Origin of the sequence: Kaistella palustris DSM 21579 (assembly GCF_000422265.1) — a bacterium.
Classification (GTDB): Bacteria; Bacteroidota; Bacteroidia; order Flavobacteriales; family Weeksellaceae; genus Kaistella; species Kaistella palustris.
In genome coordinates this window covers 47,215-61,673 of sequence record NZ_AULL01000001.1, presented here as the reverse complement: position 1 = coordinate 61,673, position 14,459 = coordinate 47,215, and the positions used below count along the sequence as shown (strand labels likewise).

Genomic DNA, 14,459 nt, shown 5'->3' with positions numbered 1-14,459 from the left:
TTTTTCTTTAACATTTTCATTTTCGATTTGCATATTTTGAATTGACATTGTATAGTGAATTTTAAAGTCTCGTTTGTGAACGCTTGCAACTAACGAAAAAGTATTTGCGAAGAACGGGCTGCTGCAAACCAAAAGTGGTAAGGAAAACCGCCTGGAGCAAAATGCTTTTTCAGATTTCTAAATTAAGAAAAAAAGAAAGATAAAAAGCATTTTGCGAATATTAGAAATAAATTCTCAAAGGAAAAATTTAACCCCGTTTTTTGCAAATACACTGTTATGCGGCGTTTTTCTACGAAATCCAGCTTCTCTCTATTTTTATAACTTTCCAGTTACTTTTAATTTTCTTAATATAAACCACAAAACCAACTCCACATTTTGAACCACAATAATAACCTGCTTCAAAAATTCCATTCTGTCTTTGCTTATCAAAATAAATTTTTGAGAAACTTAATGCACCAGAAAATTTAGTGTATTTTTTTTGCCATTCGATTAATTCTCTGTCCAGTGTTAATTCAGAAGCATTTTTGAAAATATATTTTGGAGATCTATATTTTTCGAGATTAAAATTCCATATCGAATCGTTGATAGTGTTGTACTTTTTGGGAATTTTTGTTAAAATATCTATTGGGACTTTATTGTTTACGATACTGAAAGCAACGACTCTATTTAAAGTATCTTTTTTAATTGAATCTCTTTGCTTATCCGTATATTGGAATCCTGTATAAGTTCGCATATCAATCAAAGTAGAATCAACTGCTTCTAAAAATATTTCGTCAAACACTTTTTGCTCGAAATCGACAGACTTATCTTCGGGATACTTTTCATTGCATGAAGTTATTGACATAAAAAATATCAAAAAAACAATTTGTAAAATTCGCCCAATTTTCAAAATATTTATTTTTAAATACGGTTGTATAAAATGTCGGATAACGGTTCGGGTATTGCCGAAGTGGCGGATTATTAGTACAAAAGCTCAATAGAACTACTGCTGTTGAACCTTGCACAAATGTTTCATTGTAGCACTTCACCCGCCATTTTGGCAATACCCTGTTACCAGCCGTATTTCTTTCTGTTGTCAATACTTTGTCGTTACGCTATTTGAAAAACTACCCGAATTGTTTTTCCCTTTATAGCTTATTTGCACTCTGTATTGTTTGTCCTTTTCAAAATTGTCAGAACGAACAACGAACGAATTTAATCCTTTTTTCGCTTTTGCTTTTGTCGTTCCAATAGTTTTTTCTGTGTCGTAGTCTTGAATTTCTATTTCAACTTCTGCTTTGTCAACAAAGTAAATAATTACTTCTACTTCGTTCTTTGTCTTGCTGATTATATCTCTGATATTATTTTCGTTCGTTATGTAAGTCCGTTCTCGTTTTTTGCCTTTTTCAATTCCTTTGATTTTGGTATAAGTAATTATTCCTTGCACATTACCAAATTCAACAAACGGCATTGGAAAGAATGGCAAAATATAATATCTGTATGGGTCGCTTTTTGCTTGAACGATTTTTTGATAAGTGTTTCCGTTTATTGTGTCAAACGTAACGCCTTGTAAAAACAAGTCTTTCCCGTTTTCTGTTTCAATTATTTTCAATTCGGTTTTGTAGTCTTGAAAAGGCACAAATTGATAACCGACATAATATCCGCTGTCTGTAACAGCTATTAAAAGTTCTTCGTGACTGTCGTAATTGCCGCTTAAATAATTGTAGCTTTCAACTTCAAACTTCAACGCTTTTGTATTGTTTGCTACTGTGTCGCCTACATACTTGAAGTTCTTGAATTGTTTGTCTTCGTATTCGGCAAGATTAGTCGTGTCGTCATACCATTTTCTTCGGTAAAACAGTTGAACTTCATCGCCCTTTTGAATGTCAAATTTTGTTGAAGCGGTAAAATTGTTTTGTAAACCTTTGGTTATGTCGTTGTAATTGTCGCCCATTAACTGTTTGGTATAAAACTGTCCGTTGCTTGAAACGACAAGCGATTGTAAGTCGGGAATAATTACAAGATAAATTTCTGAATTGTCTGTCGGATAATATTTTTTTGGTGTTTTTTCTGTCGGAACTAAACTGTCTCTTGGATAACTACTTCGTGTGTCAATAAATTCAAGCAAAATTTGTGTTTGTCTGCCGAAGATTGTTCCTGTCTGTTCGTTGTTAGTTTGGTAGTTGATTTTGTGAACGATTTTTTTGCTATTGTCAAGCAAACAATAAATGCCGTTTGTAAAAGTTTCGTAGAAAGTTTTTTTGTCTTGTTTGTCCGAATAGTCTGTAAAGTCTGCTGTTTGGAATTTGTGATATTTTACGTTGTCAATAATCGTGTCGGTTAAGTTAGTTCTTGTTTGTAGTCCGATAAATTCGTTTTTCTTGTCAAAGTAAGTTGCTCTGAAATAAAGTTTAGAGTTCGCAAGTTCGTTTCTGGATTGTCCAAAAGCAAAACAGTTAAGTAGAAGTAAAAATATTGTCAATGTTCGTTTCATTCTCGGTGTCGTTCTAATATGGCTGGTAACGGTTGGGTATTTCTGTTGGCGGGGATTATTATAACTGGTTTTTGTAAATATAACACAATAAACAATTACCGAAAATTTTCATGATGTAAACTTCAACCCCGCTAATAGAAATAGCTTGTTATACGACGTTTTTCTTATAAGGTTTTAACAACTTTAAATTTGTCAGAAGTAATTAAGTCATTATTATTCAATGTTGCTATGAAATAATATACCTCATTTTCAAATCCTGTCAATTCCATATGCATAATATCGCCAATTTTATACATATTCTTTGCCTTGTTTTGAATTTCTTCAATTATGAAATCCATTTTGCATGGATTTTCAATATTTCTCACAACTTTCGAAGCAATATAGCTTCCGTCTTCTGCAGTTTCTTTTGTTTTGTTGTCAAAAATAACGACAGAAGCTTTTTTGAAACTAAACGGCGAAATTGATTGTAATTCAATATTTTTAAATTCTGAACATTTCTTTCTCAAGTTATTTTCGTCAAGAAACATTTTTACCTGGGGTTTTATGATTATTGTTTCATCCAAATTAGGAAAATTGTTTTGAATTATTTTTTCATCATATCCAGAAGTATCAATAAATTTCCAAGATTTCCCATTGTCGCTTGAAATTCCAATCATTGTATATTCTCCGATTATTTTTCCTTTTGGAGTATTCATTAAAATCACTTGTGTAAATGTAGATTGGAGCTCGTTATTTTTTGTAATGGCATCGTTGAAATTTTTAAAATAAATGTTAACAAATTTAAATCCATCATTTTCCATTTCTAGAATACTTGATTTAGTTTTCTCAATCATCTTTTCTTCGTTTCCGTACATTTGAATAACTTTTGGATATACAAATGTTGAAAATCCTTTGTAACTTTTATTTAAGAATAAAAATTTCATTTTTTCCAACTCACTTTTCATAATTTCTTGAGAAGATTGTCCAAAAACAAAATTCGAAATAAATAATAAAATAATAAAAACTCTTGATTTCATCGCTATTTTCATAAAATGTCGTATAACGGTTGGGTATTTCTGTTGGCGGGGCTTATTATAACTGATATTTGTAAATATAACAAAATGAACAATTAGCAAAAATCTTCATGATGTAAACTTCAACCCCGCTAATAGAAATAGCTTGTTACCTGCTGTCTCTTTAATCATTCTCATTTAAAACCATTAAATATTCTTCAACAGGTTCCATACCCATTGATTTTCTCCTTTCGTTAACTTTTTCTGGATTTATAAGATTGTCAATAAACTTAATGCCATTTTTGTCAATAGAATACTGAGTGCCATAAATTTGCTTTCTATCATTAAGTAATTCAACTCTATCCGTTAAATATGCAATCTGTCTTTTATCCACTTTATTGCTATTTTTTTCTTCTTTCATTATGGTAAGATATTTTTCCATTGTTGAAAGTTTGTTAGTGTGTTGAATCACCATAAATAGCGCAAGATTTGCGTCGTAACCTATATCGTCTTTTCCAAGCCAACCCAGACTGTCAATGATTTTTGTAACAATTTTAGTATTATTTCTGTCAATTGCATTTTGTTTCTCAGGAATATATGGATTTCTAAATTTCTGGTCTTCAATTAAAACTTTTTCCAAAGTTTTTCTTACTTCAGTATATTTTTCTTTCTTTTTACAACCAATGATAAATAGAGCCAAAATTGTTAAAATTATCTTCATTGTAGACGATTGTTTTTTGTGAGATAGCAGGTAACGGTTTCGTGTATGAGCAGTAGCGGATTTGAAAGTACAAACCTTTCAGTTTAGCACAAAGCTTATTAAAAGCACAGACCTTGATTTTACCACTTCACCCGCTATTGCTTATACACAATGTTGTGCGTTCGCCCTTTATTTTCAGTCGGTTTAGTCAATTTTCAAAGGTAGGATTTTTTGGGGTAGGGAAGGCACTCTCTCTTGCAAGTTTTGGTCAAGCGTTGGCTGGTGCGACTTGCAAGAGTGTGTGCCTTTGGGGCGGATTAACTGGCACAGCAACTTAATTTTGATACGTCTTTTCCGAAAGTTATTGCTGCTAATTTTATACCTTCTCCCAAAGTCAAATAAGGGTAGAAACTGTCTGCTAAGTCTTTCACCATTATTCCGTATTTGATTGCCATACTTAATTGTTGTATGAGTTCTCCACCTTCGGGTGCGACTACTCTTGCACCTATAAGTTTGTCAGTTTCCGAGTTACGAATGAGTTTGATGAAACCCCTTGTGTCGTTGGCTGCTATGGCTCTCGGTACGTCTTTCAATTCCAATTTTGACACTTCAAACGGAATGCCTTTTGATTCTGCCTGTGCTTCATCTAAACCTGCCCCTGCAATTTGTGGGTCAGTAAACACCACCCAAGGTAAAGAAGAATAATCGGCTTTATTATCTGTTCCTGAGAACGCATTTTCAACGGCAATTTTACCTTCAAAAGCGGCTGTATAAACAAATGCAGGGGTGTTGGTTACGTCACCTGCTGCGTAAATGTTAGGTAGATTGGTTTCCATTTTTTCATTCACAGCGATATGTCCGCTTTTGGTGAGTTCCAAACCAATGTTATCTAACCCTAATTGGCTTGTATTGGCTTTTGTGCCTGTGGCAATTACTACCTTACCTTTTTCTATAATTTGCGTAAATGAACCGTCAGGACATTTACAGTGAATGATGGTTTCATTCGCTTGTTTCTCGAATTTCACGGCTCTGAAATTAGGTAAGATTTCAATGCCTTCTTTTCGCATTTGGGTTTCCAATGCTTCACTGATGTCTGGGGTTTGTGTCCGTAGAACACGGTCGGTAAATTCAATGATTCGGACTTTAACGCCTAAACGATTGTACGCCATTGCAATTTCCAAACCTATGTAACCTGCTCCCATAATGGTCAAGCTTTCGGGTTTTTCTTCCAAGTCGAAAAGGGAAACGTTGGTCAAGTAGTCAATTTTGTCCAATCCTTCAATAGTCGGAATGTTGGTCGTAGCTCCCGCAGCAATTAAAAATTTGAAGGCTTTGTATTCCTTGCCATCAACCAAAATGGTTTTGTTGTCTTTGAATTTTGCCCAACCTTTTAGCATAGTCAGGTTTTCAAAATCGCTTACCACATCCATATATTTTTTCTCTTGAAGTGTGGCTACTAATTTTTTCTTGTCTTTGATGATTTGAGCGAAATCAATATCAACTCCTTTTGGCTTGATGCCTTCAAAGTTGGAATGTGTAGCGTGATAAGCCGACTCGCCTGCACGAATAAGATTTTTAGAAGGCACACAACCCACGTTGACACAAGTACCGCCAAAGTCCAAACCACCGTTTACCATTAAGGTCGATAATCCTAAACTTTCGGCTTTGATTGCTGCCGAAAATGCAGCCGAACCGCCACCGATAATGATTAAATCAAATTGATTAATTCCGCTGTTTCCATTATCAGGGATTTCACTTTTTACACGATAGTTTTTTGTGCCGTTGATGGTATTAATGATTTCTTCTTTGCTGGTTTTGGTAGGGTCAAAAGAACATTCGCAAGTAGCTTTTGGATAGCTCACATTAGCTTCTTTTACACCTTCATTTTTGGAAAGTAATTTTTCAATGCCTGTTGCACAATGGTCGCAGGTCATTCCTATGATGTCAAGTTTTATTATTTCTTTGTTCATAATGATTTCTCTTTTTGATTTTCCTTAATGATTTCGGCTTTATAGCCTGTCTGCTCAATAACCTTGATGATAGCGTCAGGATTTGTTTTCTTTGGGTCGTATTGGATGGTTGCCAAATCGCCCGGATATTCCACTTTGTGTTCAATAATGCCGTCCACTTCTTTGAGGGCATTTGAAATATGGTTGGAACAACCTGCACAAGTCATTCCCGTGATTTTCAGTTGCAGGGTCTTACCTTCTTGCTGTGTTGTATTTGCTGTTTGTGCTTTATTGTCAGTCGGTTTGCAACATTGTGCATTGAGCTGAGCAATTCCAATTAGGAACAAAGCACTCAATAGAATTAAATTCTTTTTCATTGTGTAATTATTTAATTAAGTTCTTAAATACAAAAGGCAAAAAAATACTATTTCTTGCCAACCACTTTGTAACCTGTACCGTTGATGGCTTCTTCAATTTGAGCGATACTCACTTTGGTTTGGTCAAATTCTACTTTGGCAATCGCTTCTTCATAAATCGCATCTACCTTAACAATGCCTGGCAATTTGTTCACATCATTTTCTACGTGTGAAGCACAACCATTGCAAGTCATTCCTTTTACATCAAAAGTTACCGTTTGGATGTCAGAAGCATTGACGATTACAACTTCCTTGTTGTCGTTTGAAGGATAGAAAATGTGTGCATAGTTTGGAAAAGCGAGCATCAAGGCTGCAAACACGGTTACAATTCCCAAGAATGTTTTGGTCTGCATAAAGGGTTTTTTTTCGTCTTCTTCGCAATCACATTGGATTTCTTCGGCTGTTCGTGGTTTGAGTTTCTGATACCAAGCAAAGCCCAATACCAAAACGGTGATACCGATTAGATAAGGTCTTGCTGGTTCCATCCATGAAAAGGTAGATGCCACTCCTGAAGCTCCTGAAATAAGAGCCAATACAGGTGTAATGCAGCAAAGTGATGCTGCTACTGCCGAAAGCACACCCGCTCCGACAAGTCTGTTGTTTTTCTTGTTCATACTGTTTCCTTTTTTGAATTGTTTATGATGTGTTTAAAAAATGGACGAAGTAAAGTAAGTTGCTCCTGTTTCAAAGAGTAGAAAATGGTTTGTCCTTCTCTTCTACCTTCAATGACGTTTCCGTCTTTTAGTTTTCTGAGGTGTTGCGAAACGGCAGGGATGCTCATTCCGAGAATGTCTGAAAGGTCGCAAGGACAAAGTTCGTTTTCTTCTTCTAAGAGAAATAAGATTTTTAACCTTACTTCGTTTCCTGCCAATGCTAAAAGTCCACTCAGTTGACTGAATGCCTTGTCGTTGGTTTGAAGTATTTCTCTACAATTGTCTATTTGAACCTTGTCGGCAAACACACGGATACACGATTGATTGTTTTCCATAATTTCCTTGTTTAGGATTTAATAACGCAGCAAAAATACAAATAGTTTTCTTATTTAAGCAAATACTTAATTATAGTTTTTAACAATTCTTCTTTGTCAGCGGTGGGTGATTTAGCTCTTTTGGTTTTTTAGCGTTGGCTTTGAGTGTCGGAAAAACCAAATGTGCTAAATGTGCGGTGGGTTTTTAGGGTGACGCACAACTCGTTTATATGTCTTACTTCGTCAGACAAATACAACCTTTTTGGTAGGGATTTGTCTGATTATGGTAAGACTTATTTCTAGTCACTAAGATATCTATTTTTTCGTTATAAATCGTCAAACGGACTTTTTATCTGTTGTAAGCTTTTTGTGCTTACGTGGGTGTAAATTTCAGTTGTTCTGCTGCTGTTATGTCCAAGTAGTTCTTGAATGTAGCGTAAATCAGTTCCACCTTCTAATAGATGAGTAGCGTAACTATGGCGAAGCCAATGTAAGGTCACGGGCTTTTTGATGTTGGCTTTTTGCAATGCTTGTTTTAATACACTTTGAAGGCTTTTGGGAGAATAAATAGTACCGGGTTCTTGACCTTCAAATAAATAGGTTTTTGGTTTGTAAAGCTGATAATATGTCCTCAATAATTCTAAAATTTTTGGAGATAATGGTGTAATTCTGTCTTTTTTTCCTTTTGCTTGCTTGATCAGAACAATATTCCTTTTAGAATCGATGTCAAGTGGTCTTAATTGGAGTAATTCGCTGCATCGCAGACCACAACTGTATATCAAGGAAAGCATCATTTTGTGCTTTATATTGGCATGTGCATCCAAAATATTCTTTACTTCTTCTTTACTCAAAACATTTGGTAATGTTTTAGGCTTTTTTGGACGGTCTATTTTATCTACTTCTATTTTGGTTTTACGTACTGTTCTAAAGTATAACTTTATAGCACTAATCACTTGGTTCTGGTAAGATGCAGATAATTTATTTTTCAAAATGTAATCATTATTATAATCAAGTACATCTGCATTAGTAATTTCACAAATATTTTTCGCCTGGTTATAAACCAAAAAGGATCTTAATGCGTCAGAGTACGTTTTGATTGTATTTGGACTATATCTTTTCGATGAGAGCCAACGAATGAACTGTTTCAGATGTTCTTGCCCCTCTTGTGAAATCTTGGTGTCTTTCTGAATGATGTGGAAACGTTCTCTGTTTTCTTTTGTATCCGGGACGTGCCAAAGCTTTTTTTGTTGACTCCATCTTGCACCATGAATAAGTTTTATCCGCTGGATCAATTCTTTGTCCTTCTCGAATTCTACCGCAATTCGTTCTTCATCTCTATGGTTAATTAATTTTGCAGACCAATTCATAATGCTCTGATTTTGAGAAATAAAGATAATCAAATTTACAATAACAAATATTTTTATATGGTTTTCTATTTTGATTTTTTTTCAGATAAATAGTATACAACGTTTCGCAAAATTCATGTTCATCTTAGGTAAAACCGAAGGTAAATTTTTAGCTGACATTAGGTTTAAAATATAGGAGAACGAATCGGCTTTTCTTCCCTCCTATTTCTGGCGTTTTTCTGTATGCAAAATTAAAAATGGAAGTCTTCCTAAAAAAATGAATTTGGGAATCCATCAATATCTAATCTTCGATTAATTTAAATATTGACGAACCCACCTCCCCTACTGGCAAATTTATTTCTGGCTTTCACGATGTTTCAGTTTTAGAAATCATTCCTTTTTTAAAATCATTTAGCAAAGAAAAAGACACCTCAATTATACGAATAAAGATAATAGCGCAGCGTTCATTTATATTTTTAAAAGCCTCAAATTTTTCCATCTAAAGGTTAATTTAAGAGCATTATAAAAAAAATAATGTAAAAGAAAGTATCCTCATTACCAAATAAATAACTAATCAATTAAACACATTAATAACTAAATAAATAATTAACTTAAAAAATATCGATTATGAGAAATCTATTTATCACCACTACCCTAGATCTTTACTTAAAGTCAAAAAATGCCTTTGCAATTGTTGACCAAATCATAGAACTGCAAAAAAATCCAGAAGTATTCAATGAAGATTTTCAAGTTTGGAAAATTACAAAGATTGATGAAATTACATTTTCTATGGAACTCCAAAATGGAAATCTGAATGTAATTATTATACATTATTTTCAGTCGACTGCAATTAAAATTTTTGAGCTCACAGTTTGGTTTGAGAATTCAACATTATATTTTCCTAGTGAACGTTAATATTATAAATTAAATGACGTAAACAATAAATAATTAAATAACTAAATAAATAAAAATATGGACTTTGCAATGTACAAAGCACTTGAACAAGACTTGAAAAATTATGTGGTTTTACAACGTGGTTATCTTGGCTATCATAAAAAGACAAAAACCCCAATGATTATTTTTTCTATTGGACGATTTCGAGAAAGGTTTGATTACCGATGCAAAATATTCCAAATTGAAGGGAAAGAACAAAATCTATGTGATGTTATTTATTCGGAAAACGAAGTTGATCTTACACCTATTAAACTTGAAGATTTTATCAAGTATTACAATAAGGTACAAGGTGAACAGCTCTCCCTATTTTAACGAAATAACTAAATATGTTATTGAAGTAAAAACTAAATATTTGTAAAACTAAATAATTAAACGACTAATCAAATACAGTATAATCATATAAAAATCAGTTATTTTTATAGATCTAAATTTACTATGAAAACATTTGAAGTATTTACAGAAAAGAAAAGAACAGAAAACGCAATTTTAGTTTCAGCTTTTGTTGATGAAGTAGGTAAGGAGGAAACTTTCTTTGTCCCCCTATCTAAGTTAGAAATTCAAGACAAAAAATTATTAATCGATGATGATTTTTGGAGCAGTAAATTAAATGACATCAAAAATCCTGCACCAGAAAAAATGATTACAATGATTTCGGCATTATATGATAAAGGGGAGAAATCAACTAAAGTTGCGGTTAAGGCGAGATTAAAAAGTTTTGACAAAGTAAATGAAGTTTGGCTTTTCTTACCTAACAGTAAGATTTCTTCGATGGAGGAAATGACCGAGATTGAAGAGGAACCGCAGTATAAAATTACTTTGCCCGAATGGGTCTATAATAGCGCTTTAAAAAGTGCTTTAGAATATCAGCTAACTAATTTCTGTAATAAAGATTTTGCGGATGATCAGAAATATAGCGTCGAGGATTTTACAATATTGGAAGATTAGAACTTTTAAAAAAAAAAGAAGATATAATAGTCTTCATTTTTTTTAATAAATAAATAACTAAATGAATAAAAAAAGTAATGAATACTTAACTAAATTTATTATATTTACTGAACCAAAAGATAATTGGTTCAGTAAAGCCTTATCGATAAAGGGGAATTGTCGCCAATTGCATTAAAATTAATACCTTAAATGAAAACAAAAGTTATATCCGTATTAACACAAAAAGGTGGAGTAGGGAAGACCACAACCACCATACACTTAGCAGCCAGTTTTGCAAAAAAGGGGAGTAAGGTTTTGGTGATTGATTTTGACAGTCAGAAAAATCTTTCATTAGGCTACAAGCTCGATGAAGATTTTCCCTACACGGTTGTGGATTTTTTGGAACAAAAGGAAGGTTTGGAGTTTACTCAAAAAAGTGAACATAATAACGTGTATGTTTTGGCAGGTTCCGAAAAGCTTGAAAGTTATAAAATCGACCGATATGCTTTAAAGGAAAGTCTAAAGCTATTAGAAGATTATTTTGATTATGTTCTGATCGACTGTCCACCTAAACCGCTTAATGATGCACTTAGTTTAGGAGAGGTAGCTGTTTGTGCCTCCGATTATGTTTTAAGTCCAATTAAGGATGATGAATATTCTTTAGCCGGAATTACTTCATTAATTCCATCATTGCTAAATCTTAAAGCCAAACATGATCTGGATTTTGAATATCTAGGATTCTTCTTTAATGCTGTTTTGATTAACTCTAGTGATTTCCGTTCTTATTATAATGACTTTTTAACCAATGAATTTACGAGAGATTATTTATTAAAAACTTTTATTCGGCAAGATGTCAATATTAAAAAAGCAATAAAAGAAGGAAAAACAATATTTCAAATCGATAACAAAAGTAGAGCAAGTAAAGATTTTAAAGACCTGGTAAAAGAATTAAAAAAGAAGATGATATGAAAGATAAAGTTTTGACAAATTTTGGTAAAAAGAAAGAGAGTAGTGGTCAATCTTTAAAGCTTCAAAATGTATTTCAAAAAATGCAGGTAGAACCTGTAGAAAAACAAATTGAAGTAATTGAAGAAGTTATTCCGAAGCCTGATAAGAAGTCAAAGGTAAAAGAGAAATCATTTAATTTTTCTTTTGTCTCCGAAGCCGAAAACATCAATTATATCCGAAGATTGGAATTCGAGAAAAGAAGACAAGGTTCTGAATTTTCCTACTTTACTTCCTCTGATGTAGTAAAGGAAGGAATAGCATTGCTGAGAAAGAAAGGTCCGAAATTAAAAAATCGACCTGAAGGCATGATTCCAACTCGTCGAGGACGCGTGTCAAATGGGACTGAATTGAAGGATAAAGTTACCACATCATTTAGCTTAATTAAGGACGAAGTGGATTACATTTACGATTACATTTATACCAAAAGTGGTGACATTTTGGGAAGCTTCACCAAAGAAGCTTTTATGAATGATATGATTAAGGTATTAAAGAGTAAATACGGAGAATTAGAATAAAAAAGGACACCTGATAAATCAAGCGTCCTTAAACATATTTCTATGTTTTTTCCTAAATCAAAGATACATAATTTTATGAAAACAAGCGAAAGTCAAGGCTTTTTCTGTGTAGTATATTTTACCGACACCAAAAAGACAGCCTATTACCATAAGGTATATACCCCATCAAAACTTGCCAGTACTCTTCAGAACTGGTTATGGATTAAGGTTTTTATAGATAAAAGTACCTATTATGCGAATACTAAAACAACGGATTATCACTGTATTTTTGATAAAAATAACCCCGTAACTGAATTTTCCTTCCGACCATTTTTAAAAAGATCTTCATGAAAGCGAAAGATAATAATAAAAGCGTAACCAAAACTTTAGATTCGTATGAAGCACAATTAGTAACGCTCTATCCGAATGAATTAATAGACTTTTTAGGTGGGGTGGAACCACTTAAGAAAATTAACATCTTCGGCCATCGTATTATTTTCGTAATGATGGAGATGATGAAGTCTGCACAGGTCCACAAAATAAGTATCGACGAAGCCAAAGAAATCATCTCCAATGATATGGTTTATAAGGATGGAAGAATTACATCTTTGGAAGATATTAAAGCAGATCAAATTGAAAAAAGAAGAATATTAGAATCCGGGAAGAAACTGGCCGTAATAGAAGAAAGTTTTTTTGCGGATAATTTCAGCATGCTTCAAATGATCATTCCAACGCAGGCACTGAATGATAACGGAAATATAAAAGTAAAAGATAACAGCGTTTTTCATGAACAGCTAAAAATTTTAAAAACGTTGGGAAATCACACGGTGAAATCAAATACCGGTGGAGAGGTATTAATAACTAATTTCATAGAAACACCAATTTTTAACAAAGGACAAAATTATATACGCTTCTACATATCTAAAGCCACCTCCAGGATGCTGCTTAATAATATTGACGGATATTCTAAAGTGTATAGGAGTATTTTATTTTCAACTCCATCGACAATGCCTTTAAACATTTACCTTTATCTAAAGAAAAAGTTTGGGAAAATGAATGGGGGTAATATAAAAATCTCAAAGTTTGTAGAAGACCTGTCATTAGCAAATCATTATTTAAAAAAGTCCAAGCTGACCATTTTCTTAAATGGCATCCAGAAAAAACTAAACGAAATCGGGAACATATCTTTTGGTTATAAAATTACAGAGGACACATTAACCTTTTCTCTTTATGAAACTAAAAATACGGTCTTCATCGAATATCCATCTGCAGATGATTACCGCTCAAAGAATGCTTTAAAATACATCAAAAAATCGAGAAAGCTAAATGACAAGCAGCTGGTTTATATTGAAGGTAAGTTTAAAGAGCACAGTTATGAAAAAATGAGTGAAATAACGAGGAGCCGATTAGACAAAGGTGTTGTGGGTAATGAATATTTAAAGTGGTTTGTAGATAAATGTAGTGAGTTGGGGCTTTAACATTATTACCCCCACTCAATGTTCCAATACACTAAAAAAGGCAAAACAAGCGGAATGCATCATTAACAGGGAATATCTTATAATACCCCCACTGTCTGTCCCGATCGAATAAATAGTACATATGAATTGAGTTTACTTGTAACAATAAAGCTGATTAAATTTCGTGAGAAGTAAAATATCGTATTTAAAGATTAATGAATGGCAAAAATTGATACTGTAGAATTGCCTGGATTAAACCGCATAATTAATTAAAACTCAATAGTAGTGCGGCGTGCACGCGTATAAGTAAAATTAATATACCAAATAAAGAAAAAATATAATAGTAGAAAAATCCTGTTAATGATAGTATTACCCCCATCCAATGTTCCTAACAATCGTACCCCCACCGAATGTTCTTAACAATAATTACCCCCATCAGATTTCTTTAGTGCTCCCACCGAAAGTTCTATTACTCCCACTCAATGTTCTATTACCCCCACTGTACTTCCTTAATACCCCCACTCAATATCACCATTACCCCCACCGTATTTCCTATTTAAAACTGAGAAATATAGGATTTATAGGCGTTTAGAATGATTTTGTGGGATTACTAATATTATAATGTATTTAATACTATTATCTATTAATTTAAAATAAGGAGTTAGCCCTAGGCTAACCAATTTTTATTTGATCTAAACTTATTTTTATAGTCGGAAAAAACATTAAAATTTATTACGCTTGTAAATTTAAAAGAAAAAGTTGCGAAAAAAAGAAAAAAT

Annotated in this window: 15 protein-coding genes; 6 read left to right on the top strand and 9 right to left on the bottom strand. The window is 33.1% G+C overall.

What is annotated here, in order from left to right:
* Positions 1-289: 289 nt before the first annotated feature.
* From H562_RS0100310 to xerA, 9 genes are all read right to left on the bottom strand, one after another.
* Positions 290-889 carry a hypothetical protein gene (locus tag H562_RS0100310; RefSeq protein ID WP_156831935.1) on the bottom strand — a complete coding sequence of 200 codons (600 nt, stop codon included), beginning with the start codon at positions 887-889 and terminating at the stop codon, positions 290-292.
* 186 nt (positions 890-1,075) lie between these two features.
* Positions 1,076-2,473 carry a hypothetical protein gene (locus tag H562_RS0100305; RefSeq protein ID WP_027375690.1) on the bottom strand — a complete coding sequence of 466 codons (1,398 nt, stop codon included), beginning with the start codon at positions 2,471-2,473 and terminating at the stop codon, positions 1,076-1,078.
* Between the two features lie 164 nt (positions 2,474-2,637).
* Positions 2,638-3,396 carry a hypothetical protein gene (locus H562_RS0100300; RefSeq protein ID WP_156831934.1) on the bottom strand — a complete coding sequence of 253 codons (759 nt, stop codon included), beginning with the start codon at positions 3,394-3,396 and terminating at the stop codon, positions 2,638-2,640.
* 253 nt (positions 3,397-3,649) lie between these two features.
* Positions 3,650-4,186 carry a DUF6624 domain-containing protein gene (locus H562_RS0100295; protein ID WP_027375688.1) on the bottom strand — a complete coding sequence of 179 codons (537 nt, stop codon included), beginning with the start codon at positions 4,184-4,186 and terminating at the stop codon, positions 3,650-3,652.
* Between the two features lie 296 nt (positions 4,187-4,482).
* Entirely contained in the window at positions 4,483-6,135 is a 1,653-nt protein-coding gene (merA, locus tag H562_RS0100290) for a mercury(II) reductase (RefSeq protein ID WP_027375687.1), read from the bottom strand.
* The gene (locus H562_RS0100285; protein WP_027375686.1) at positions 6,132-6,491 is read right to left on the bottom strand and encodes a heavy-metal-associated domain-containing protein; all 360 of its coding nucleotides are present in this window, start codon (positions 6,489-6,491) and stop codon (positions 6,132-6,134) included. Before H562_RS0100285 ends, merA begins: the two co-directional genes overlap by 4 nt.
* Positions 6,492-6,538: 47 nt before the next feature.
* Positions 6,539-7,144 (bottom strand): mercuric transport protein MerTP, encoded by a 606-nt coding sequence (gene merTP, locus H562_RS0100280; RefSeq protein WP_027375685.1) that lies wholly within the window; start codon positions 7,142-7,144, stop codon positions 6,539-6,541.
* The gene (locus H562_RS0100275) at positions 7,141-7,518 is read right to left on the bottom strand and encodes an ArsR/SmtB family transcription factor (RefSeq protein ID WP_027375684.1); all 378 of its coding nucleotides are present in this window, start codon (positions 7,516-7,518) and stop codon (positions 7,141-7,143) included. Before H562_RS0100275 ends, merTP begins: the two co-directional genes overlap by 4 nt.
* A gap of 305 nt (positions 7,519-7,823) precedes the next feature.
* On the bottom strand, positions 7,824-8,864 hold the full coding sequence (gene xerA / locus H562_RS0100270; protein ID WP_027375683.1) for a site-specific tyrosine recombinase/integron integrase: 1,041 nt from the start codon (positions 8,862-8,864) through the stop codon (positions 7,824-7,826).
* Positions 8,865-9,470: 606 nt separating this feature from the next.
* Between xerA and H562_RS0100255 the strand changes: the two genes are divergently transcribed.
* The 6 genes from H562_RS0100255 to H562_RS0100225 all read left to right on the top strand — a co-directional run bounded on the left by H562_RS0100255 (position 9,471) and on the right by H562_RS0100225 (position 13,701).
* A complete protein-coding gene (locus H562_RS0100255) occupies positions 9,471-9,758 on the top strand; it encodes a DUF6876 family protein (RefSeq protein ID WP_027375682.1) in 288 nt (95 codons plus the stop codon).
* 57 nt (positions 9,759-9,815) lie between these two features.
* Entirely contained in the window at positions 9,816-10,109 is a 294-nt protein-coding gene (locus tag H562_RS0100250) for a hypothetical protein (protein WP_219729253.1), read from the top strand.
* A 123-nt stretch (positions 10,110-10,232) separates the two neighbouring features.
* The gene (locus H562_RS0100245; protein WP_027375680.1) at positions 10,233-10,742 is read left to right on the top strand and encodes a hypothetical protein; all 510 of its coding nucleotides are present in this window, start codon (positions 10,233-10,235) and stop codon (positions 10,740-10,742) included.
* 189 nt (positions 10,743-10,931) lie between these two features.
* Complete coding sequence (locus H562_RS0100240; protein ID WP_027375679.1) at positions 10,932-11,690, top strand: ParA family protein; 759 nt, start codon at positions 10,932-10,934, stop codon at positions 11,688-11,690.
* Entirely contained in the window at positions 11,687-12,244 is a 558-nt protein-coding gene (locus H562_RS0100235; protein WP_027375678.1) for a hypothetical protein, read from the top strand. Before H562_RS0100240 ends, H562_RS0100235 begins: the two co-directional genes overlap by 4 nt.
* Before the next feature lie 326 nt (positions 12,245-12,570).
* Positions 12,571-13,701 carry a hypothetical protein gene (locus H562_RS0100225; RefSeq protein WP_027375676.1) on the top strand — a complete coding sequence of 377 codons (1,131 nt, stop codon included), beginning with the start codon at positions 12,571-12,573 and terminating at the stop codon, positions 13,699-13,701.
* Positions 13,702-14,459: the final 758 nt, after the last annotated feature.